Source organism: Bacillus sp. PK6-025, from assembly GCF_056530265.1.
The window spans coordinates 2871365-2895346 of record NZ_CP096509.1; the positions used below are offsets into that span (position 1 = coordinate 2871365).

Here is a 23982-nt window from a genome sequence, read left to right on the forward strand (position 1 = left end):
GAAGTTGGGAACAGAACAATCAACAGTACTTCAAGTCAGAGATTTGCATGTGCAGGTTCACAATCAAAAAGGAAATTCAACTATCGTTCAAGGGATTAATTTTGAACTGAAGCGCGGACAGGTTCTTGGTTTAATTGGTGAGAGCGGTTGCGGAAAAACGGTAACGAGCATGTCTATTCTTCAGACGCTTGATCCAAAAACAACCAAGGTGGAAGGAAGTATTGCTTTGCGGGGCCGGGAATTGAACGGATTAGCAGAACAGGACATGCGTAAAATCCGCGGCAAAGATATAGCCTATATCATGCAGAATCCGATGAACGCTTTTACACCCGTTTTTACGATCGGCCAGCAAATGATCGAATCGATTCGCTCTCATACATCTTTTAGCAAAAAACAGGCGAAAGAGCTCGCGACCGAAGCATTGCATCATGTAAACCTCCCCCACCCCGCTAAACTTTTGCATTCTTACCCTTTTCAATTAAGCGGCGGAATGCTTCAACGGGTCATGATTGCAATTGCAGCATGCCTGGAGCCGGCCGTTCTTATTGCGGATGAACCCACAACTGCGCTCGACGTGTTTAATCAGAAGACGGTGCTGAAATATTTAGACGGCTTGCGATCTGAATTCGGCACGGCGATTTTGCTTATATCTCATGATCTGGGCGTCATTGCTGAAATGGCCGATGAAGTCGCTGTGATGCAGAATGGGAGAATTGTAGAAAATGGAGATGTGTTTCAGGTGTTTGATGAACCAAAACATGACTATACAAAGAAGCTGTTAAGTTCACGGTTGACTTTGCCAATGGATCAACTTGCCACTTGAGGTAGTATGAAGAAGACCTGCATTTGATATGGGGTGAACAAGTGAGTTTATTACAAGTGAAAGACGTCACTCATCATTATACGGCGCGCAAATTGTTCAAATGGAAAGCTCTATCGAAACAAGTCCTTTCCAATGTCAGCTTTTCAATTGAAGAAGGCGCATGTCTGGGCATGCTTGGACCAAGCGGAGCCGGGAAAAGCACATTGGGAAAAGTGATGCTCGGTTTGGAACGGCCGCAATCAGGCCAAATCTTTTTTCAAGGTCATGATCTATATAAAGCCGAGCAATCCATCCGGCGGAAAATCCGCCGCGACCTTCAAGCTGTTTTTCAAGACTCATATTCTTCCGTCAACCCGCGAATGACGGCGGAACAAATCATAGCAGAACCGCTGGAAAACTATGAAAGGCTCACAATCGCCGAGCAAAAACGGACCATTATCGAGCTGTTGGAAAGAGTAGGCTTAACTGAAGAGGATTTAACAAAATATCCGCATCAATTCAGCGGCGGCCAATTGCAGCGAATTAATATTGCAAGAGCAGTCTCGCTCAAGCCGAAGCTGATCGTATTGGACGAGTCTGTCAGCAGCCTGGACATGGTAACCCAAACGCTTATATTGGATTTATTAAAAGAGCTCAAAAACGATTTTGGAATGTCGTATTTCTTTATAACGCATGATTTAAAAGCCGCCTATCAATTAAGTGATACACTAGGTGTTTTAGATCACGGCCAATTGACCGGGCTTTACGAGAAAGATCGGTTTTTAAAGTCAGATCACCCGGTTGTAAAAGAAATGAAGCGTTCCATACTGGCAGAGCATCCGCGATTTCGTTCGATCGGAACAAGAGCGCTTCAGCAATAAACTTGCCGGGAACAATTCAAACCTTTTCTCTGAAATGAGCTTCTTTAATTCACGTTTGTGAAAAATAAATGAGGGCTTCCAATCATGAAGCCCTCATTTATTTTTGAAAATCTATCATTTGGCGTAATGCCCCTTTTAGAGGCTGCGGTTCCTTGTTGACCAGGCATGCATTTTCACCTAATGTCAATAGTAGGCTTAAGATATACATCCGATAACCCTAAAAAAAGTTCACATACCAACAAATGAGGTGAAAAATGGTGAATAATCGATTCCGCGTGGGAGAAGTAGCACGGCTTTTCAAGCTGCCCGCATCGACTCTGCGTTACTATGATGAAATCGGACTGTTCAAGCCAAAGTATACTGACCCTGAAACATCCTATCGATATTATGGTGTTGAACAATTTCAGGTTCTGGATACCATTATTTTTTTAAGGAAAAATGGATTTTCGTTAAAAGACATTCAGCATCAGTTAGATAAAAGGACTCCGGAAACGACGATGGATATTTTGAAGAAGAAGCTTGAGGAAGTGAGGATGGAAATTTGCCGGCTCCAACGCAGTGCGGCGAGGATCGAAAACAAAATTTCCACAATCGAAGAAGGAATAAAACTTGCCGGTCATCCTGCTTTAACATTTCAGTATTTCCCAAAACGGCCTGTTTCCTATCTGTATTTTGACAAACCTGTCGATCTGATAGAGGAAGGCGACGACATCTATTTAAAGGATAGAGAAACGCTTTCGAGCCAGTCGATCGAGAATAACGGCTTCTTCACCGGAGACATCGGAACGATCGTGGATATGGAAAGCTTGAAGCAAGAAGGACCTGTAAAATACATCGGCTTATTTGAATTGCTGCACGGCGAAAACAGCAATGAATATTTAAACGAAGGTTTGTATGCAAGCTATCCTCATATTGGCCCCTACGAGGACATGAGAAAAAGTTATCAGCTTGTTTTACGTCAGCTGAAAGAGGAAGGATATAAACTTGAAGGAATCCCCGTTGAGATTTCCGTTCTTGATGAGGCTGTCATCAAGGAGTCCGATCATTTTGTCACTTTAATCCAAATTCCGGTGACAAAGTTTTGATTGACCTTCAAGTAACTTGAAGGTTTAGAATACTCCTGTAGCTCATTATAGGAGGAATACATGATGACAGAAACACATCAGCAGCTAATGAAATTACCAGTTAATCAAGTGTTTTTTAAATATTTCATCCCTGCAACGCTTGGATTACTCTTAATGTCAGCGAATATTTTAATTGATGGCCTATTCGTTGGAAATGGGATTGGAACCGCAGCACTGGCTGGAGTGAACCTTTCCTATCCGGTCATTTCTTTGATTATGGCCATCGCTCTGTGGATTGGGATAGGCGGAGCAACGAAGTACTCTATCAGCATCGGGGAGAATCGTCCGCAAAAGGCAAGCAGCGTTTTTTCTCTGGCTCTCTTCTCTACACTAATCATCAGTGCGCTATTAGGAGTGTTCGGGCTTTTCAATATTCAAGCCATTTCCCTATGGCTTGGCGCTAACTCCGACACCTCTTCTTACGTCATAGAGTACTTAAACGTCATGTTTTTATTCGGCTGGGTCATCGCATTAGAACAGGTCTTAAGTATTTTTGTAAGGAATGACGGCAGTCCAAAGCTTTCGATGATAGCTCTTGCAACAACATCGATTGTGAATATCATTCTGAATTTTTATACAATCATGATTTTGAACATGGGGGTAACAGGCGCTGCGATTTCAACGGTGCTTGGCGGATTCGCCGGACTGCTTGTATTATCCCTGCATTTCTTTAACCGGCAAGCGCAACTGAGAAAGCTGGCGTTTCAGTGGTCTTGGAAATCCCTTCTGCACATCTTTGCCATCGGGTTTCCAAGTTTTCTGGCGGAGGCCGGGCTCCTCATATTTGTAACAGGGTATAACCTGGCGATGTCCGGACTGGCAGGCACGGGAGGAGTCGCTGCCTTCTCGGTCATCAACTACCTTCACGGGTTTATGTTCCTGTCCTTCTTCGGCATTGAAATGGCGCTTCAGCCAATGATCAGCTATTATCATGGTGCTGAAGAAAGCGAACGAATCAAAAGCAGCATGAAGATTGGGGAGAAGACCGCTGTTATCCTGGGAATTCTTTTGCTCGTTATCGGTTGGGTGGCTGCACCGTTCCTTGTAGGTTTATTCGGAATAGAATCAACCGAAATCCAGGAGCTGGCCATCGATGGAATCCGCCTATTTTTTATCGGATATATCTTCCTTGGCTATAACTTTGTCTATATGAGTTACTTTCAATCCATTGGCCGGGCCGGCTCATCGGCTTTGATCATCATATTGCGAAGCTTCGTGTCCCTTCTCATCCTGCTTTGGATTTTGCCTAAGTTTATTGGCGTCACGGGAGTTTGGCTATCCTTGCCGCTTTCCGAGTTTTTTGTCGCCGCCCTCCTCTTTTTCATGACGAGAAAACATGTGATGAAAACAGGAAATCCCGTGTTTGGCAAGGGATGATTTTACAGCCGGGAGTTTCCTCCCGGCTTGTTTCCTATATCTAAGGACTGCATTCATCAATTGAAGATTCAAACAATAATACTTGTCCCTCCTATTTGAAGGTAATGATAGAATACAGGCGCCTGCCTGTCACAGTCTTCGTACGCTGACACGTTCGGCGTAATCGGCAAGTTAAATGTCGTCCTTTGCTAGTTACAGTCCGACAATGGATAGGTAAAGTTATAACTGTCCCGCCAATAAGGCAGGATGGAATGACGACCAAGTGAGCGAAGGTGCAGAAAGTTAAAGGAGTGCTCATACGTATGATGTCTCATAATCGAATTAAATTCCCGGCAGGGTTTTGGGCGGGATTGCGTCACTTAGGAATGAACGCCTCTGACGTGCTCCGAAAAGCCCAGCTGCCGCTCACCATGATGACTGAACCAGTTGTCACCGCCGCCCAATACCTCGCGATCTGGCAGGCGTATTCCGATCTCGTTGATGATGTTTCCAAAGGAATCATCAAGCTTGCGACCGGCTTTGAGCCGGCACATTACCCTCCAGCCGTATTAGCGGCTTACCATGCTCGTGACTACCGCGACGCGCTAAAGCGAATGGCCCGCTATAAACAATTGTGCCCTCCCGAAAGCTTGCGTATCACCGAGGAAAGTGAGCACTGCACAATCGAACTGGAATGGTTGGATGATAAGCAACCCGGTCCGCCGCTCTTGATTGGCATTACACTGGCATTTCTTCTGGAACTCGGGCGCCGGGGTACAGGTCAGCCGTTGACAGCGAAGTCGGTCGAGTTTGCACACCCAATGGGCGACATGCAGGCGCTTGAAGCATACTTCGGCTGCCGTATCCGGAGCGGTGCAGATCGGAATCGGCTGACGCTGCATCGAGGAGATCTGGACCGCCCCTTTGTCTCGTATAATGCAGAGTTGCTGGAGATTCTGACTCCCGTGCTGGATCAATCGTTGAATGATCAGCAAAATAGCCTTTCAATCACTGAAGTGGTCAAGTGGATCATGAAACGCACGCTCACAGGAGGGCACCCAGACATTCAGACTGTCGCGGGCGAATTGGGAATGAGCGGCCGCACCTTGCAGCGCCGGCTTACTGATGAAGGCACTAGCTTCAAACAGCTGTTGATCCAAGTCAGACATGAGCAGGCGCGGGAGTACTTGGCAGACCCTTCGCTCGATATTAAAGAAGTGGCCTTTCTGATCGGATATGAAGATCAGAACTCGTTCTACCGGGCCTTCCGCCTCTGGGAAGGCGAGACACCTTCTAATTGGCGTAAGCAAACCCGGCTGAATGGACTTAACTAGAATAGGAGAAATGTTTGATGGATATGGGATTAAAAAACAAAACAGCTTTAGTTACAGGATCGACGAAAGGGATAGGAAAAGCCATCGCTATTGAACTTGCCAAAGAAGGTGTTCATGTCCTCATTAACGGACGAAATGAGGAAGAGGCAGAACGAACAGTCAATGAAATAAAATCAGCTTTTCCTGCCACCTCTCCCCAAAACGCCGCGGCTGACATCGTGGATATTAAGCAAAGGGAAGCTTTATTTAAAAAATACCCTCAAATCGATATTTTAATAAACAATATGGGTATTTATGAAATCATGGAATATGAGGACGTTGACGATGAAATATGGGAAAAATACTTCCGCACCAACGTTCTGGCCGCAAACAGTTTAACTAAATTTTATTTGCCGAAAATGCTGAAAAGTGATTTTGGCCGCATCATCTTGATTGCGAGTGAAGAAGCGATGATGCCTTCAGGGCAGATGCCTCAGTATTGTATGACAAAATCAATGCTATTATCATTGTCAAAAAGCTTATCTAAATTAACAATCGGAACAGAAGTGACGGTCAATACGATCATGCCGGGGCCGACGCTCTCTGAGAATGTGAAGCAAATCATTGAGGGAATGTACCCTGATGAAGGAATGACTTTTTCAGAAAAAGAGAAGAAATTCATGACCACAAACCTGCCTCAATCCGAAATACAGCGATTTATCAAACCTATTGAAATCGGCAGACTGGCGGCATTTGTATGCAGTCCTTATGCATCCGCATTTAAAGGGTCTCCGATCCGTATGGACGGGGGAATGGTGCCGACTATTTTTTAAGATCTCCTGTTCAAGATAGACTTCGTCAAAACGAAAAACAAGCTGGCGGCAGTAAGCGCCAGCTTGCAGCTTATGATGAAGATCAGCTTCTCCCCTTTTGATCAAGTTTCAACTGAATACTGTTGGACTTATAGATGATCTTCACTTTATACTTGCTTGGCAATCCTCTGGTTTCGACGGAAGAAAATGAGCCATGACGCTTGCGGAAGGTTATGACCGCCGATCCATCAGCCGGAACGTAATTGTCTGTAAAATTGAGACGTAATGTCCCCTTTAATCTTGCTTTTCCTTTAATTTTCAACTGATCTTTTTTTCCGCTGAGATGAAGTTCAAGTATTCCTTCAGCAGATTGTTTGTAGTCTCCCCCGATCATCAGTTTTCCCGGCACATCTTCCCTAAGGGTGCCCCTTCCCAATGAAACATCACCTCTCCCGAAAGCTGTCTCCGAACCGCCCTCAAGCGTCCCTTGATCAATCCGTGTACCGCCGGAATATGTATTTTTCCCTTCCAGCTTCAAAGTGCCTGTCCCCTTTTTGGTCAGCTTTCCAGCGCCGGAGATGTCGTTGCGCCAGCGATCCGTTGCATGGAAGCCGCCTTTGGCAGCATCCATCTTCACGGTAACATCTTTGGTAAAAGCACCATACCCATCTGCGGCGGAAAAGAGATTAAGCCTTCCCCATCCTTCCGCATCATCAAGAACAGGATAGCCGGCCGGAAGACCGGTAGTGGCTAAAATCAAACGGCGCTGCTTTTTATCAAGGTAAGGAAAACGCGTTTCCAGCAGGACTTCGGCTCCCTTTGGAACTGCCATTGGTTTAGCGGTTGTCTTCATTTGACGAAATCCATATGTCAATCGTTCCGTATATTGTTTTTTATTCGTTTCATAATCGCTGTATCTGTCTTCGCCTGTACCGGTTTGCGTTAATAGTTTACGATGAGCTTCATCATAAGCCGTTTTCTTCAATTTTTCATTGTCGGGATCAGACAGAATCGCAGCTGACAATGCTGTAGCCATGACCCTCCCCCCCATAACGTCCAGCGGGGAATGCATACCGGCAACAATCCGGTTATGACCGAGTTCAGAAGCGCGAGTCAGCAGCTCCTGATAACGCTCTGGTATCGCATAGGCCATGGCAAAAGCGCTGAGATATGCGGCGTTCGTATGTCCGCTTGGAAAACCTCCGTCTTTGCTCGGATCAGGATTGATGACGGGAATAAGCGTTGGAACAATGATCGAATTGTCTTTCCAGCGAAACGGACGGGGATAATTGAAATAGCCTTTAGCCGGATTCGATGAAGAATAGTTGCCGCGTAAAGTATTGACCAAGCTCACGACATGTCCAAGTTCCGAACTGGTGCTGCCTGAATTGGTTCCTTCATCATGATATTTTTTTATCGAGGCATCTGCCGGGATGCTGATGATCGTTGTCGTCGCTCCCGCGTTCATTCGATAGACGTCAGCAAGCTTCCCGAGGCCGTCAATAACACTGTAGCTCTGGCCCCTCCGATCATCAAAATATGCAGCATTTTCCTCAAACATCGTGCGGTGTTCAGTAATATCCACGACTTTTTGGATGTTGGCATCCAACACTCTTCTGTTCAGTTTAGTACCGGTATTCCACGTCTTTCCGGGGATCCAAAGTTTATTAAATTCGGAAAGCACCCCGATGACTGGATTGGATTCCACCGTCATATTAGCAGAGATATTATTTTTGTAATGATCTACGAAAAATCCGGAAGACTGCGGCGAAGCTGCAGTTGTTGGTTTAGTTGCCGCGCTCGCATCGCCTACAACCAGAGAACTTAGAAGAAGTGCCAAAGAACAGACAGCTATCAGTAAATGCTTCCTCATCCTTAATCGTTTCATTCTCACATCATATCCCCCTTACTCTTAATCTCCCAACCATCAAGTTCTATATGATCGTATCGTAAATTTGTTAAATCAAATGGCTTGATTTTATTAATGTTTTGTTTATATTTTTCAACGTTCTCTCTAAACAGTTGAAAGATCGTGTATACGCAAACATCGGATTGAAGGCACTGTCAGAGCTTTTTTGGATTCAAAGAAAAAAAGCGCATCCCGCAGGCCGCAAAGGATCTTGGTGAGTTATGTGTCATGCTTGGAAGCGGGAGTGTTTAAAGTGAGAAAGATACCGGCCTAATAGGTAAATGAGAGACAATAAAAATAAGGGGTCTTCGGAATATATCGTGGAATTCATATTTTAATTGCTTGATAAAAATCACATCATAAATCGGATTATATAGTGTAATAATGGATTAATTAAACCCTATTATAATCAGAATCTTTTAAAAAATAACTTGAAAAACATTTTAAATCGAATTACCTTATCTAAGAAAGGAGGATTAAATATGAAAATAACTATTGAAGAATTACCTGAATCAAGGATTGCTTATTTCCGAAATGTTGGGGAGTATGGTGAAAAGCAAAACAAAGAATTAATGGAGAATTTTAAAAAGTGGGCAAAATCGAATGGTGTATTTGATAATTCTACAATTTTAGGCATACCACAAGATAACCCAGAGATTACTCCTAAAGAGGAATGTCGTTATGATGTTTGCGTTGTTATAAATAAAGATTTTAATGTGGAAAAACCAGCTCATGTTGGTGAATTTTCTGGTGGGAAATACGCTGTTTTCTTGCTTGACCATACAAAAGAGGCAGTCAGTGAATTTTGGGGCAATATTTTTTCTGAGATAGAAAGAAATAATCTATCAATAAGAGAACAACCAATTATAGAAAGATATACCTCACAAATGATTGATAATCATTTGTGTGAAATATTAGTTCCTATACAGTAACGAAGCAGGGACATTTCCTACCTTCTGTTTAAAGGATGAACAACATGACAGACCTACTATGTATTTCAGATCTAACTGCAGTTGAAGCAGTCGAGGTAATGATATAATAAATTTTACCTTCTTGTTTGTCAAACATTTTTCTGAATTCAGTTAGTGACGGTAGACATACTGACGACATAGCGGGACACGGTAGACTTCGGGAAAGCGGGCTAAAGAAACGGAAGGTTTTCACTAAAGTACATATCAAGAACTTCGTTATATGAAAAAGAGCTGTATTGACAGCTCTTTTTGGTTTCATAAATTAACGCTTCTTCGCAACCAGATATTCAACGACAGGAAATATAACCATTCCCAAGCTTAACACAGCTAACAAAAATATATTAATGGTTCCGTTCACTAATTGATCAGCAAACACAGCTAACAATATCGCAAATAACAGAATAAAATAACTGATTTTCGAGCTTTTCTCGAGAACTTTTTGATCAAGTTCATCACTTTGATCTTCTTCCTTCTTATCCTCCCTAGCCATTACAGAAAAAAACATCATGAAAAATATCGATATCGTTATAATTTCATTGAAACCCACATCTTTTCCTGACATCATTTTGTAAGTTGTGTAAGCTATTGCGATGAGAGTAGCAATACCAATTATAATTGCACCAATTTTCCGCGTGCTCATTTTTCTATCTCTCCCTCTAAAAGTAAATATCAAAATTAAAGGCGGAAAACATTGTGAAGAAAAAAGAAAATTCAATAGAGAGGACAGATCTTAAAATCCAGCCCCTCTCTCCTAATCTTTAAAGCGCTTATGAACTTGACCGAAATCCATTTACACTTATTTATTTTCCTTCTCTAAAAACGCCATAACCGCTTTTGTCAGATTCTGTGCTTCTGCCGGCGCATCCGGTGAGCCGAACATCTTATTTAAATCACTGTGAGATAAGCTGTTGACCCGATACACAAAATCCGTTGCTTTCGCTTTGTTTACGGTTTCCGCGAATTTGTAGACGGCGGGGTCTTCCCAGCGGGTCACAAGATAGGCAGGCGGCAATTTTGAGTTGTTGATGTAGGAAAGCGGCGATGCTTCTGTCCACACCTTTTCGTCTGTGCCGAACACTTTTTTATAAGACGGGATCGCTTCGATGAATCGTTTCATATCCAAGGGTCCATCTAAAACCACAATCGAATTGAGCGAGGCCGGCGTGAGGCCGACACGATTTAAATATGCCGGATTTGCGGCAATTAAGGCGGCCAAGTGCCCTCCTGCCGAATGTCCCATAACATTGATTTTTGACGGATCGATTTGATATTCATCAGCATGATCCATCACCCATTTAACGGCCTTAGCCGCATCATCAGCCATCTCTTCATACTGAACATCGGGATGAAGCCGATAGTTGACAGATACGAAAACATAGCCGTTTTCCGTGAACAATGCCGGCTTCGAAGCAGCCCTGCTTTTGTCGCCGCTTGTCCATCCTCCACCGTGAAGATAGATGAGAACAGGATGTTTTTCATCCTCGTTTGTTTGCGGTGTATAAATATCCAATGTTTGTCTGTCGTCTTTTGCGTAATGAACATTTTCAGCATTCTTGTTGGAAGTACAGGCGATCAAGCCAATACACAGAATCGCCACCCCTGTCCATTTGATGAATCCTCTCAAGTTTAAAAACACCTTTCTTCTTTAGCCAGTATATTTTAAAACGTCTCACGGAACATTCCGGGAATGCTCATCTGTTAATCAGTTTTAAGGCGGCGGAACATTAGCATATGTTTCTAATTATAAACAGAAACAAGAAACTTACAAATTTTAAAATCAATGAGAGAATTAAAGGTTTTTACTGTCGAGGGCTGTAAACCTGCGAGGAAAATATGAGAGGCTGCATTCGCAAAAGCGGCCTGAAAAAGTATTAGACAATTAAGCCGGCAAGAAAAGTACTCCCCGTCATATCGGGGAGTACGATTTTTATGAGTCCTGTGATAGATGGTCGTCTGCTTTTTCTTCGAGCCGAAATGACAGCAAACATATCACGGCTGACTGTAAATCCAACCATTTAAAAACATAGTGGCAGTTCTTCTAAAGCTCTCATCAGAAAATTGCCTTTCCATTTGATCTGCTCCCTTTCACCTTTGATCTCTATATGTTCAAAGCCGCGCAGCAATGTTTGAATTGCGATTTTGGCTTCCAGCCGGGCAAGCGGTGCGCCGAGGCAAAAATGGCTGCCATGGCCAAAGGCAAGGTGGCGGTTATCCTTTCTTTCAATATCAAAGCGGTCGGCATTCGGGAAAACCGTGTCATCGCGGTTGGCTGACGCTAATGAAACGATGATCACATCTTTTCGCTTAATCTCCTGCCCGTGCAATGTAAATGGTTCGGCCGCCCAGCGCAGGGTGGTTAATTCCACTGGACTGTAAAATCTGAGCGCCTCTTCAATGGCTGAGTCGATTAAATCAGGATTTTGACGAAGCTTTTCCAGCTGATCAGGGTGGTTCAGCAAGGCAAAGGTCATATTGGTTATTAAGTTTACCGTCGTTTCATGTCCTGCAACGATAAGGAGCATAATCGTCGAATACAGCTCTTCTATGCTTAATCTCGTTCCTTCGCTTTCTGCCTGAATGAGCGAACTGACTAAATCTTCAGCCGGCTCCTCCCTTTTTTTGCGGACCAAATATTCCAGGTATTCAGCGAATTCGCCTATTTTATGCTTGTATTCCTCCAGGCTTTCAGGAGTGTCGGAAAAATCAATAATCGCCTGGGACCAAACCCTGAATTTTTGCCGATCTTCAACTGGAATACCAAGCATCTCACTGATCACGATAATCGGCAGGGGAAAAGCGTAGTCGTCTACAAGATTCATAGAATGGTTCGGTTCTACTTCATCCAATAAGGAATCAGCGATTTGTTGGATTCTTCCTTCGAGCTGCAATATCATCCGGGGAGTAAATGCTTTCTGAACAAGGGACCGCAAACGGCCGTGGTCGGGAGGATCTAAGTTGAGCATATGCTTTGATAAAGGTTCTTCATTTCCCAGAGCGGAGAAGTTTTCTAATTCTTCTTCTGTAAACACATTTTCGTAGTTTTTCTTCATTCTTGCATCCTTTAATATACGGACCGCGTCATCGTACCTCGTAATGAGCCAGCCCTCACCCAGATCTCCCATCGATACGGGATAGACAGGACGGGAAGCGCGTAATCGCTTGTAAAATTCGTACGCTTCATCTTTAAATGCCGCAGAAGACAATTCTCTCTCAGTTAATATGGCGAAGCTCTCCTCTTGTTTTGAAGACATACATCCTACCTCCATCTCTATTTTTGTAAATAACAGCCTGCACCGGAATGATAAACCGCGATAGTGCGTTAGGCTATTCACATCCACTCATTCACAAATATTATAATTCCAGGAAAACCCGCATTCAATCGGCAATCAAGCTGGAGATGTTCATTAATAAACACCTTCCGCATTCATTGTTTAGAAATGAGACGGGGAATGCAAAAAGAGGCATGAAAACAAGTTGAGACCGGCGCTATGCCGATCTCGCTATAAGTAAATTTAAAAATAAAAAGTCCTCTTAGTTTACAGTTCCTTTTCAAGGAACGGCAGTCTAACAGGAGCCCTTCGGTTGTCCGATCGGAATGTATTCGTTTGTTGACGGCCTGAAGTTCTTCCCTTCTCTTGCTTATCGACTTCCGCATCTTTTTTAAAACGCTCATGATATCTGAAGCCGTCGCAAGATTATTGATTTAATGCTTGAGCAGTTTGATCACTTGTTCTTATTTTTACAACAATATATACAATAGCTGATATCCAAACTGCGATGATTCCAATATAAATAGCCGGATATAATGCTGTTTGATTGATCCACGAATGGACAAGCGTTCTTGTGTTGACGAGAATGATCAGTCCGCCGACCAGAACGCCCATTAATCGGGCATGCACCTTCTGCACCAGCCAGGCGGCAATCGGAGCCGCAATAATTCCGCCAATCATCAATGCACCAACCCACAGCCAATTGACTTCTTCCCAGCCGAGAGAAATGAAAAATCCTAACGTTGCCGAAACGGCAATAGCAAACTCGCTTGTGTCAACAGTACCCACTACTTTTCTCGCACTGACGCCTTTTTTGGATAACAAAACTGGAGTGGCAATCGGCCCCCAGCCTCCCCCTCCGGTTGCATCAGCAAAACCCGCGATTAATCCCAGGGGAACGGCTTTTTTTCTCGAAAGGCTGATACCGCTTTTTTGCTCTCCTATTTTAAACATGAATAGAAATCGAGTGAGCACATACACGCCGAGGACAAGCAGAAATATTGAAATATAAGGTTTCGCAAGCTCGCCCGGAATGTTGCTTAAAAAGGAAGCGCCGAGAAATGCCCCGAGTGATCCCGGGATGACGAGTCGTTTGACCGTTTGTTTATCAACGTTTCCAAACTTTATATGCGACACACCGGATGCCGCGGTTGTGACGACTTCCGCCAGGTGAACGGATGCTGACGCAACCGCCGGTGCGATGCCGAAGGCAAGCAGCAATGACGACGATGTCACCCCGTACGCCATCCCTAAGGCGCCATCTATCAGCTGCGCAAATAATCCTATCAAGACAAACACAATCAGCTTTTTCATGTTGGCCTCCCACTTCAATTGGTTTATTTTTATTGTTAAATATAATCTATACTATACCTACCTGTAAAGTGGGAATTTGAAAAATATAAATTTTTTGTATTTTTCATCGACACCAGCAAAAAAGAGCATATGCATGCAAAATGAGCGCCTATCCCCCGGTCTTTTGTCTTATGGATGTTCATTAATGAACACCTTCTGTAATCATTGTTTAGTAATGAAGTTTAATTTGAAAGGTTCATAATGCATCTGCTCCTTTTGCGTTTCACTTACCCCAAAGCGAGCGAGGATGACAACTTTTAAATTAACCGAGGAAGGAAAGAGGCATTAAAATGGGAAGGGAAGAAAACAAATTTGAACCGCTCCCGATTGTCGGGAGCGGTATTTTGTTGACTCATAGCTCTTTGTACATAAAGTAATCAAAATCAGCATGTTGATGTGCTCCGCTTGTATCTTGGCATTGCATTCCCACAAAAGCTCCGGTGAAGAATCCTCCTCCGCGCACATAATCATCTGACAGTTTTTTAGATTCCAACGGGATCTCAATTTTATACCAGTCTTTTTTATTAAAAGAATAGGAGTAATAATATGTTTCCCATTCGACATTTACTCTTAAATAAACATATTGTATGTCCCGCGGGATGACAATTTTGTCTTTTATCGGCTGTGAGAATGTAAAATTATCGCATATCGTTACATCCAAAATGCGCCCAAGGTCTTCATCATAAGTCACTTGAAGAGCCGTCCAGTTTTCGGTGTTGTAGTAATTCACGAGTCCCGCGGCTTGCTGAAAGGTCTCCGGGTTGAAATCAACAGCAGTCTCCGCTGTAAAACGGAGGCTTTGCCAACGCCTGGCTACAAACGCCTGGGTAAATGTAGAGGTTAGTGATTCACGTCCATATAAACGTAAATGATTCGGCCTTTCAGTCAATGATCCTAATTCTTTCGTAAAGGGAATCCGCAATGTCTGAAAGTTCATATTTAATGTCCGATCAGCAAATTGATCGACTTCCTGATATGTCGATGGAAACTTGGTTTCAGATATGCGGGGCGCTTCCACCTCCACCCTCCCCTCTTTTCCGCCTGCCACATAAGGCCAGCCGTCTTTCCACTCTAATTTTTGAATCGCGGTTTCTCTTCCCAAAGGACAATATCCTCTTTGGTGAATAACCGAGTCATCAGCAGGATGAATAGGACGCCCGGTTAAGTGAGCTAAATACCACTCGCCTGTATGCGTTTCCACAATTGATGCATGTCCGCATTTCTGCAACGGATTCCGAGGTTCGTGCCAAGACGTTAAAATTGGATTGTCGGGGTGAATCTCATATGGTCCTTCGATATGTTTTGAACGGGCAATTGTGGCGGCATGCTCGTAACGGGTCCCGCCTTCCGCTGTCAACAAATAGTAATAATCCCCGATATGATAAAGGTGCGGCGCTTCAGTCAGTTTAATATCTGTGCCTTCAAAAATGATTTTCGGTTGATGGATAAGCCTTTTTTCGCGCACGGAAAATTCCTGCATCACAATGCCTCCGAATGAATGGCGGCCGATCCGGTGATCCCACAGCATATTTAACAAATATTTTCTTCCGTCGACATCATGGAACAATGAAGCATCGAAGCCGGAACTATTTAGTTGAATCGGCTCCCCCCAATCTCCATCGACGGTTTCGCAAGTAACTAAATAGTTATGACAGTCTTTCCAGGCTCCATCCACAACTTTTACATCTGTATATATAAGCCAAAACTTTCCTTCACTGTAACTTAGACAAGGCGCCCATACACCGCCTGAGTCGGGATTCCCTTTCATATCCAATTGTGAAACCCTCTGCAACGGATGTGCAATTAAACGCCAATTCACCAAATCTTTTGAATGATGGATTTGCACTCCTGGAAACCATTCGAAGGTGGATACTGCGATATAATAATCTTCCCCTACTCTACATATGGATGGATCCGGGTTGAAACCTTTAAGCACCGGATTGATAATTTTCATCTTCATTCCTCCTCACGGTTGTCTTTAAAATGTATATTTCTACTGAAATTCTTCATAGAGTCCAAGTCACTTTATCTCTATTCTCTAATTCACGTACGACTTTTGCATATTTTTCATCGCTTAAATTGTAAAAATTAATGTCGATCATAGCCAATATAAGGAAAATAACCGGAACTACAGTTGTCGTTAATAATATCCCTGTCAACGCTTCAGGTGTTTGGACCTGGCCTGCGGCATAGCCGAACTTCTCCAATATGAGTCCTGGAACGATTCCGCCGAGTGCCATGCCAAACTTGAAAAAGAAGCCGATAATCGCATAAATCAATCCACTCAAACGTTTCCCTGTCTTATATTCGCCATATTCGATTGTTTCAGGGATAAGCGCCCACATATATCCCCCGGCCGTCACGCTTCCAACTGCGGCAATGACCCGAAAGAAGAGCACCAGAAACACATTGCTTGGCGGAACAATGAGAATGGCTAAAAGTCCAATGATATTTAATAATAAAGCGGCATTTAATAGCTTTCTCTTTCCCAGCCACTTATTGATTCGGGGTATAAACGGCAGGATGGCCAATGCAGGAAGGCTTCCAAGCAAGCCGTACCATTTCACAAGATCGGCTCTGCCTACATTGTACGTCATGTAGTAGATGCCGACGGAATTGCTTATCGAGTTGACGCCAAAAATAATGATAAAGAAAATGCTTAAAACGACTAACGGACGATTCACCCGGAATTGCTCGAATAGATCGGAAAATTTAATTTTTTCTTCGGACATTGGCAGAGTGACCCGTTCTTTTGTACTTTTAAAACAAAAGATTAATAGACAGGCGCCAATTATCCCCAGCATGCTCATCGTCAGCTGCCAGCCAAGAGCCGTGTTTCCTGTCGTATCACCTAAATAAGTAGAAAGTAAAGGAACAAAAAAAGATACGATGAGTCCGCCAAGATTGGCAAAGACCATCCGAACCGAAGTAATGCTGACGACCTCTTGATTATCTCTCGTCATCGCGGAGGTTAATGCGCCGTATGGAACATTTATCGCTGTATATGTGAGTGATAACCCGACATACGTGATATAAGCGTAGATTAATTTTCCGGTATCTGAAAAATCTGGAGTTGTAAAACAGAGGATGGCAAGTACAGCAAGCGGAAACGCGCCGAACAGCAGATACGGCCTAAACCTCCCGAATCTGCTGTTTGTTCGGTCTACTAATGTTCCGATAAAAGGATCGGCAAGCGCATCAATGATTCGAACAATCAGAAACATTGTTCCAGCGGCAGCGGCTGATAAACCATAAACATCCGTATAGAAAAATAACAGATATGTAGAAACCGTGGTGTAAATTAAATTACATGCTAAATCTCCAGAAGCATAACCGGATTTCTCATACATACTAACTTGGTTTACATGTCCACCCGTCATGATTCTTACCTCCTCCACAGCCTTTCAAAACGGCTTTATGATAAGTTTTTATGAAAGCGCATACATTGAACCTGGCAAGCGGCCTTTCAGCCGAAGTGAGACAGATGCTTCACTCGTCAACCACGAATACTAGATTGTAGGTTTATGTCATCTTATCACCTCCATTTTTAAATTTTCGCAAGAATCAGATTTCGAAGGTTGCTTTGATCAGAACATAAAATGATCTCCCTCTTTCATCCACTCCTTATGCACACACTTAGTTTAATCATCAAACTAAGTTTAAGTCAGTTTGAAAATGTTGTCAATCATTAGCAGTGTCTATTTCAATTTCAAAAGAAAAAAACTCGAAAAACCGCGGAGGCCTTCATGGGATATCAGCTTCATTTGTTACAGCGCCGCAGCACCATGATCGGCCTTTTTTCTTAATAAAAGCACAATTTATGGATGCCGTTCGCAAAAAGTGCATCATATGAAAAAGATAAACCCAATTTTTCAGGGAACAATGCCTCATTCTTTCATCTGTGATGAATGATACAATCCCCAGTGTAGTGACTAAAAAGGAGGACCAATCATGAAATTCAGCAAAATCGGTGCCTTACTGCTCACTTTGGCGTGTTTGCTTTTGCCTTTTTCTTCTGCGTCTGCAGCAGGTTCCGGTGTATGGGATAATATCGGCACATACGGCATGACATCGCAGACTCCGATCATTAAATCAGGCGGAGGGAAATTTTATTTTCACAACAACAGCTTTTATGGCTTTACTTTTACGCTGTATGAAGTTGACGGGGCGGGAAGCACGCCCGAAATCGTTAGAAAAAATATCTACGTCGGACCGAAAAGCAACAGTCCGGTGATCGATGTCAGCGATTTTACAGATGGCGCGAACAAAAAAGCAGAACTCGTTCTGTTTAAAGGGAACGATACATACATCACCGTTACTTGCTATGATTGAATTCCCCATAAACAGTAAGCCCGCCGTTTACAGACGGCGGTTTTTTGATGCTTTTTTTGCCTGGTCAAACAAACGGTCCCCTCTTTAAACTGAGGGGGCACAAAAAAGTGCCTATATAACTTTAAAGTGCGTACTTCCGTTTCGGGTTCTTCTGTTCCATAATCATGAATGATGTTTTGTATGACATTGTTCTGTTTATACTGAAAAGAAAACGGAGGGATCCATGATGAACCTGAACATACGAGGAAAAACAGCATTGGTGACCGGATCAACGTCCGGAATCGGCAAAGCGATTGCCGCTTCACTTGCGAAAGAAGGTGCGTCTGTCATCATTAACGGACGCCGGCAAGACAAGGTCAATCAAATAATAGACGAATTGAAAGGCCAATTCCCCGAGGCTGTTCTTCATCCGGCCCCTTATGATCTTGGCACTGAGAAAGGGTGTCAAGACCTAATAGCAGCGTTCCCGCATGTTGATATTCTCATTAATAATTTAGGAATTTTTGAGCCGGCGGAATATTTTGAGATTCCGGATGAGGATTGGTTCCGCTTTTTCGAAGTGAATATTATGAGCGGAGTAAGGCTCTCGCGGAGATATTTGCAAAACATGATCGAGAAAAAAGAAGGCCGGGTCATTTTTATTGCGAGCGAAGCTGCGGTTATGCCGTCACAGGAAATGGCGCATTACAGCGCAACAAAAACGATGCAGCTTTCGATTTCCCGGAGCTTGGCAGAGCTTGCTACGGGTACAAATGTGACTGTCAATACCGTTATGCCGGGCTCAACCTTAACCGAAGGCGTTGAAACGATGCTGAAGACTCTTTATCCAGATGAAAACCTGACGGTCGAAGAAGCGGAAAGGCGGTTTATGAAAGAAAACCGGCCGACCTCTATCATACAAAGGCTGATTCGGCCGGAAGAAATCGCGCACTTTGTCACCTTTTTAAGCAGTCCGCTTTCCTCGCCGATCAATGGTGCAGCCTTGCGGGCGGACGGCGGATTGGTCCGCAGCGTCTTTTAAATGAAAGGCTGGAATGCCCGGCATTCCAGCTTCATCGTTATCGATCAGCATAAACATGTTGGAAGACTGCGGTCGCATCCCATGCATTCAAGCCAAATGCTCCCTCGGTAAACGTGGAATCCCGAGCACTTATCACCAATCGGCCGTCCAAGTAAATATGAAAGTTGGAATCGCGGGCCACCGCCTTCAGGTGATATTTCCGGCCGGTTTCTATCGGTGTGCGGTGTTCGGCAATAACAGAGGCCGAGCCGTTTTCAAATTTGAAAAACTTCACCACATCATGCTTGGCATCCACATTGGCAAGATATCCGTTTTGAACATCCTTGTCGGCCCGAAACACGAGAGCACCCGCCCCTCTGCCATTTCCATCCTTTACCGTGACATCTGCTTCATATGTGAAATCTGTTCCTTTTGCTGAAGATAAAATGAACGAATCCCCGTCAGATCGCCCTTGTTTTCCATCAATCGTGTCGGCCCATACACCGTTTACGGTCGTCCAGCCGGTCAAATTCGATTGAAAGGGTGACGTTCCCCATACGTTTTTCAGAGGATGAACCGTCATAGAATTCAGCTTGACAAACCCGTTAGATGCGTATACTTCAAGCCCTTTACTGGATCGGTCCGGCAGAATAATGTCGGTGATCACCTGCCTCCCGTCGTTGCCGAATACTTCAACTGAAGAGCGGTCGACATAAATGCGCATCTTCACCTTCCCACCGACCGGTTGCAGCGGGGCCGCATGCTTTCCGGTGTTAAAGTTCGGATTAAAGGAGACGTTTCCGGATTGGCTTCGGTCGACGAACAGTGAAGCGCTGTTTTTGCTGTAGCCGATTTTCGTATATTGGTTTTCCCCTGTTCGGACTTTAAAGCCAAATTCGGCCGCAGTTCCGGTATTTACTTGAAATTCCGCATTGATTTCGTACGCATTATCTGACAGCGCTTTCAAAAAATTTCTGTTTCGAGGTGAAATGATCTTGTTTTTCCACATTTGCGATGCACCCCTGATCGACTTCAGCTCAGTTACCGGAGCCTGAACAATTCTGAATCCTTCGGAAAACGCTTTCAATTTTAGTTCTCTCGGGATAGACATTGCGCTTCTCCACGGGGAAGTGGGAACATCGTTTGCGTATTGCCAATTGCTCATCCATCCTAACCAAAGCCTTCGCCCGTCAGACCGCGGGATATCAGACCAGCTGACAGCTGCGTAGAAGTCTTTGCCGTAATCTGTCCATAATACGCGATTCGGCGGGTTTTCATTTTTAAAGGTTGTGCCGTCAAAGCTTCCGACGAAATATTGCATGCCTGATCCTCCTGAGACAGCACCGTCTCCAACACTGACTTGCATCACCCATTTCGTTTCATTCGGTCTGCCCTCTACAGGAAGCTCAAACAGATCCGGACATTCCCACACGCCTCCATGGCTGCCTTCTCCTTCGCCGAATTCGCTCGCATATGTCCAGTGCTTCAGGTCAGGCGATGTATAGATTAAAATTCGGTCGCCGCCCGCAAGCACCATCACCCACTTTTTTGTCTGTTTGTGCCAAACGACTTTCGGATCTCGGAAATCTCTTTTTCCCGGATTTGGAATGACGGGGTTGCCTGAGTACTTCGTCCATGTCCTGCCTTTGTCATTGCTGTAGGCGATGCTTTGTACTTGTTCCCCGTCCCGGTCCTGCGTATAAATGGCAACGAGCGGCTTCTCCGTCCCTGTTTGAAACCCTGTTGTATTATGCCGATCGACGACAGCGCTTCCCGAAAAAATTGTCCCTTTTTCATCCGGATACAGCGCGACCGGCAAATGCTCCCACTTGACCAAATCTTTGCTTACTGCGTGCCCCCAATGCATCGGCCCCCAGCGCAAGCCATACGGATGATATTGATAAAACAGATGATATTCCCCCGCGTAATACACCATCCCGTTCGGGTCATTCATCCAGTTTGCTTCCGGCGTGAAATGATACTTGGGCCGATGATCCTCGTTATAGTAGTCCGGGTCGGCCGCAGCTGCGGAAAAGGCTTCCGGAAACATCATAGCCCCTATGATCCCCATCTGAATCATTCTCTTTTTCATCCCTTTTCTCCCCTCTTCTTCACACGGTTTTTAGTGACGGTTAAGGCAGGAAGTCCAAACAGCCTCCCCCTTTTTGCGGCCGAATGGACCTGCCTCTCCAAAAGCTAAGAAAAGAACAACTAAATCATTTTATGCCAAAAAGCCAGCCCAATAGCCGACAATCCCGATGATAAAAATACCGAAAATCATGAGAAGAGGATTCACCCCTTTGCGAAGCATCCAGGCAGCGAGCAATGTCAATCCTAGAGGCAGTACCCCCGGCATGATGCTGTCTAAAATGTTTTGCACGGTCTGTACATCGACTTTGCCTGCATCATCTTTAATTCTCGACACGACGATCGGGATATTGATCGTCGTCCACTTGGAAACGAGCGCTCCCATCACAAACAGCCCGAGTATTGAAGCGCCTTCCGTCAGTTTCTGAATGCGGTTCCCGACCAAGTCCTGCAAAATTTCCATGCCTTTCACATAGCCGTACTTTAACCCGTAGTATTTTGTACTTAACCTGATCGCGTTGATTAAAAAGAAAAACAAAAGCGGGCCGGCGATGTTTCCGCTTAAAGCAAGCGACGCTCCCAAGGCTGCCAGAACGGGACGCAGCGTCCCCCAGAAAATCGGGTCGCCCACACCTGCCAACGGGCCCATTAAGCCGATTTTCATTCCATTAATCGCTTTGGCATCAATCTTTTTATTGTTGGCCATTTCTTCTTCCATCGCAGCGGTCACGCCGAATATCGGCGCTGTCAGCCACGGATGCGTATTAAACCATTCCAAGTGGCGCTGGAGCGCTTCGCTCCGTTTCGCTCCCGGACCGTACAATTTTTTGATCGCCGGAATCATGACGTAGCAGTAGCCGAGCGCCTGTACACGCTCAAAGTTAAATGATCCGAGCAAAAAGTTTGAGCGGATAAACATACTGAAAATCTCTTTCTTCGTTAACCTTTTTTCTGTGCTCATTATTCGTCCCTCCTTCAATAGTTAAGCATCCAGATCATCGTCATCATCATATGCAGCCACGCTGCTGTCACTGGCGGCAGCCACCGCCCCCTGCGCATGATTTTTTTGCATCACTTGCTGATATAAAAATGCCAGACAAAGCCCGAGGGCACCGAAGCCGACTAAATTGAAATCGGTAAACGCGGCCAGCAAAAAACCGATATAGAAAAACGGCTTCAAATACGGAATGTTCATCATGTTGATGACCATCGCATATCCGACAACAACGATAATCCCCCCGCCTATTTGCAAACCTTTTGTGATGACGTCCGGAATATTTCCCAAAAACGCCTGAACAGCGCTGACACTGATCAGAGCCACAATCAATGTCGGAATCATAACGCGCAGCGCCTGAAACGCCATGGCGGTAATATGCATGATTTCAATTCCTTTAAAATTGCCATCCTTTGCGTATTTGTCGGCACGGTGAATTAAAAATACGGTGATCGTCCTGACGAAAATCGTCAGCGCCTGACCCGCAGCAGCCAAAGCCACCGCGACGGCAATCCCTTCACCGACTCCCTGATCGGCGGTAATCACTAAAATGGTCGAAATCACGGAAGCGATAGCCGTATCGGGGGCCATTGCAAGACCGACGTTCATCCAGCCAAGCGCCATCAGCTCCAGCGTTCCGCCGAGAATGATGCCTGTTTTCAGATCCCCGAGAACCAGGCCGACCAACGTGCAGGCAATCAGCGGACGGTGTGTCTGCCCTTCGTCCAATACACTACCGATACCTGTTATAGCTGCAATGACGAGCAGCAAAATAATTTGAATCGTTGACATGGCTTTAGAACCCTCCTTCTAGGATTTTATTGCGTTTCTTAAAATCTGCATAAAGTCTTCGCTCGAATCTGACGGCAGCTGCCTCAGTTCCAGCTTCACGCCCAATCCGTGCAATTGTTCAAACGATTTGATGTCCTTTTCAGTCACGCTTACCGATTTCGTTATTTGCCTGCGGTTATTCTCGAAGCGCATCCCGCCGACATTGACTGTTTCGATCGGAACACCTGCTTCGATTAAAGAAACAATGTCGCCCGGATTTTCGAATAACAGCATTGCCGTCGTATCTTCGTACCGCGGACTGTGAAACGCTTTGGCCATTTTGGAGATCGAAACGGCGCTGGCTTTCACATTTGAAGGTGCGACAGAAAGGATCAGCGTTTTTCTCATTTCGTCCTGCGCCACCTCATCAGAGACGACGATAATGCGGTCAGCAGCGTGGATTTTAATCCATCTTGTTAATACTTGGCCGTGAATAAAGCGGTCATCAATTCTTGCTAAAACGATTTTCATTACAATTCATCCTCTCTTCCCTGATTAGACTGACTGAATTTTTCCAATTGCTCGCTGCAGATTTGGAAGCATTCCCGGCTCATCTTTTTCAACTGGTTCAGCAGTTGTTTGAGCGGCATATGCTCCCTCAAGCTCAATGCCTCTAACAAAATCGGCAGGTTCACGCCGGCTGCCATATCGAATCTCCGCTCCTTCGCGATGTAAGGAGTCGCTGCGTTGTATGGCGTCCCGCCGAAAATATCCACTAAAAAAAGCACCTCGTGTTCCTCCGGAATGTCCTTCAGCGTCTGATGATATTTTTCTTGCAGTGTCTGAATGCCTTCCCCTTTCAGAAACGGCACCGCGATCAGGCTGTCTTCTTCTCCGAATATCATCGCTGAAGATTCTTTTAATGCTGTGGGAAAGTTTCCGTGGCCGCTGATAATGACTGTAATCATGTACATTGCTCCTTTCTTTTTTCGTTCGCTTATTTATAA

Annotated in this window: 21 protein-coding genes; 9 read left to right on the forward strand and 12 right to left on the reverse strand. The window is 44.6% G+C overall.

The features are described from left to right. The first annotated feature begins 4 nt into the window (after window positions 1–4). The 6 genes from nikD to M1D67_RS14770 all read left to right on the forward strand — a co-directional run bounded on the left by nikD (window position 5) and on the right by M1D67_RS14770 (window position 6309). The gene (gene nikD / locus M1D67_RS14745; protein ID WP_479831361.1) at window positions 5–823 is read left to right on the forward strand and encodes a nickel import ATP-binding protein NikD; all 819 of its coding nucleotides are present in this window, start codon (window positions 5–7) and stop codon (window positions 821–823) included. A 41-nt stretch (window positions 824–864) separates the two neighbouring features. Continuing rightward, a complete protein-coding gene (nikE, locus tag M1D67_RS14750) occupies window positions 865–1683 on the forward strand; it encodes a nickel import ATP-binding protein NikE (RefSeq protein ID WP_023855331.1) in 819 nt (272 codons plus the stop codon). Window positions 1684–1937: 254 nt separating this feature from the next. Beyond that, window positions 1938–2768, forward strand: a complete 831-nt coding sequence (locus tag M1D67_RS14755; protein ID WP_023855332.1) for a MerR family transcriptional regulator — start codon at window positions 1938–1940, stop codon at window positions 2766–2768. A gap of 60 nt (window positions 2769–2828) precedes the next feature. Next, complete coding sequence (locus M1D67_RS14760; RefSeq protein ID WP_479831362.1) at window positions 2829–4184, forward strand: MATE family efflux transporter; 1356 nt, start codon at window positions 2829–2831, stop codon at window positions 4182–4184. Between the two features lie 305 nt (window positions 4185–4489). Further along, complete coding sequence (locus M1D67_RS14765; protein ID WP_026579219.1) at window positions 4490–5497, forward strand: AraC family transcriptional regulator; 1008 nt, start codon at window positions 4490–4492, stop codon at window positions 5495–5497. A gap of 17 nt (window positions 5498–5514) precedes the next feature. Continuing rightward, the gene (locus M1D67_RS14770; RefSeq protein WP_035338415.1) at window positions 5515–6309 is read left to right on the forward strand and encodes an SDR family NAD(P)-dependent oxidoreductase; all 795 of its coding nucleotides are present in this window, start codon (window positions 5515–5517) and stop codon (window positions 6307–6309) included. A gap of 82 nt (window positions 6310–6391) precedes the next feature. On the opposite strand, the gene M1D67_RS14775 is transcribed toward M1D67_RS14770, so the two are convergent. Further along, entirely contained in the window at window positions 6392–8176 is a 1785-nt protein-coding gene (locus M1D67_RS14775) for a phosphatase PAP2 family protein (protein WP_180806825.1), read from the reverse strand. A 503-nt stretch (window positions 8177–8679) separates the two neighbouring features. Here M1D67_RS14775 and M1D67_RS14780 point away from each other — a divergent pair. Continuing rightward, window positions 8680–9129: an AraC family transcriptional regulator gene (locus M1D67_RS14780; protein WP_025811085.1), complete on the forward strand. Its 450-nt coding sequence runs from the start codon at window positions 8680–8682 to the stop codon at window positions 9127–9129. A gap of 301 nt (window positions 9130–9430) precedes the next feature. Here the strand turns inward: M1D67_RS14780 and M1D67_RS14785 are convergent, their stop codons facing one another. The 6 genes from M1D67_RS14785 to M1D67_RS14810 all read right to left on the reverse strand — a co-directional run bounded on the left by M1D67_RS14785 (window position 9431) and on the right by M1D67_RS14810 (window position 17170). Further along, window positions 9431–9808, reverse strand: a complete 378-nt coding sequence (locus M1D67_RS14785) for a hypothetical protein (RefSeq protein WP_025811084.1) — start codon at window positions 9806–9808, stop codon at window positions 9431–9433. A gap of 156 nt (window positions 9809–9964) precedes the next feature. Then, complete coding sequence (locus M1D67_RS14790) at window positions 9965–10792, reverse strand: alpha/beta hydrolase (protein ID WP_095290913.1); 828 nt, start codon at window positions 10790–10792, stop codon at window positions 9965–9967. 391 nt (window positions 10793–11183) lie between these two features. Continuing rightward, entirely contained in the window at window positions 11184–12419 is a 1236-nt protein-coding gene (locus M1D67_RS14795) for a cytochrome P450 family protein (protein WP_224146143.1), read from the reverse strand. 444 nt (window positions 12420–12863) lie between these two features. Beyond that, the gene (locus tag M1D67_RS14800; protein ID WP_020452347.1) at window positions 12864–13751 is read right to left on the reverse strand and encodes a sulfite exporter TauE/SafE family protein; all 888 of its coding nucleotides are present in this window, start codon (window positions 13749–13751) and stop codon (window positions 12864–12866) included. A gap of 391 nt (window positions 13752–14142) precedes the next feature. Further along, window positions 14143–15744: a xylan 1,4-beta-xylosidase gene (gene xynB, locus M1D67_RS14805; protein ID WP_020452348.1), complete on the reverse strand. Its 1602-nt coding sequence runs from the start codon at window positions 15742–15744 to the stop codon at window positions 14143–14145. Window positions 15745–15796: 52 nt separating this feature from the next. After that, entirely contained in the window at window positions 15797–17170 is a 1374-nt protein-coding gene (locus tag M1D67_RS14810; RefSeq protein ID WP_043054411.1) for an MFS transporter, read from the reverse strand. Window positions 17171–17741: 571 nt separating this feature from the next. Between M1D67_RS14810 and M1D67_RS14815 the strand changes: the two genes are divergently transcribed. Further along, window positions 17742–18122, forward strand: coding sequence for a hypothetical protein (locus M1D67_RS14815; RefSeq protein WP_020452350.1), 381 nt, complete (start codon window positions 17742–17744; stop codon window positions 18120–18122). A 226-nt stretch (window positions 18123–18348) separates the two neighbouring features. Continuing rightward, window positions 18349–19143: an SDR family NAD(P)-dependent oxidoreductase gene (locus M1D67_RS14820; protein ID WP_043054412.1), complete on the forward strand. Its 795-nt coding sequence runs from the start codon at window positions 18349–18351 to the stop codon at window positions 19141–19143. 37 nt (window positions 19144–19180) lie between these two features. Here the strand turns inward: M1D67_RS14820 and M1D67_RS14825 are convergent, their stop codons facing one another. The 5 genes from M1D67_RS14825 to M1D67_RS14845 form a co-directional block, all read right to left on the reverse strand. Continuing rightward, on the reverse strand, window positions 19181–21214 hold the full coding sequence (locus tag M1D67_RS14825; RefSeq protein WP_023855342.1) for a glycoside hydrolase family 32 protein: 2034 nt from the start codon (window positions 21212–21214) through the stop codon (window positions 19181–19183). A 129-nt stretch (window positions 21215–21343) separates the two neighbouring features. Beyond that, window positions 21344–22171, reverse strand: coding sequence for a PTS system mannose/fructose/sorbose family transporter subunit IID (locus tag M1D67_RS14830; protein WP_020452353.1), 828 nt, complete (start codon window positions 22169–22171; stop codon window positions 21344–21346). Between the two features lie 21 nt (window positions 22172–22192). Then, on the reverse strand, window positions 22193–22996 hold the full coding sequence (locus M1D67_RS14835) for a PTS mannose/fructose/sorbose transporter subunit IIC (RefSeq protein WP_020452354.1): 804 nt from the start codon (window positions 22994–22996) through the stop codon (window positions 22193–22195). An 18-nt stretch (window positions 22997–23014) separates the two neighbouring features. Continuing rightward, the gene (locus M1D67_RS14840; RefSeq protein WP_023855343.1) at window positions 23015–23506 is read right to left on the reverse strand and encodes a PTS sugar transporter subunit IIB; all 492 of its coding nucleotides are present in this window, start codon (window positions 23504–23506) and stop codon (window positions 23015–23017) included. After that, window positions 23506–23943: a mannose/fructose/sorbose PTS transporter subunit IIA gene (locus M1D67_RS14845; RefSeq protein WP_101561132.1), complete on the reverse strand. Its 438-nt coding sequence runs from the start codon at window positions 23941–23943 to the stop codon at window positions 23506–23508. The genes M1D67_RS14840 and M1D67_RS14845 overlap by 1 nt, the downstream gene beginning before the upstream one ends. Between the last annotated feature and the right edge of the window lie 39 nt (window positions 23944–23982).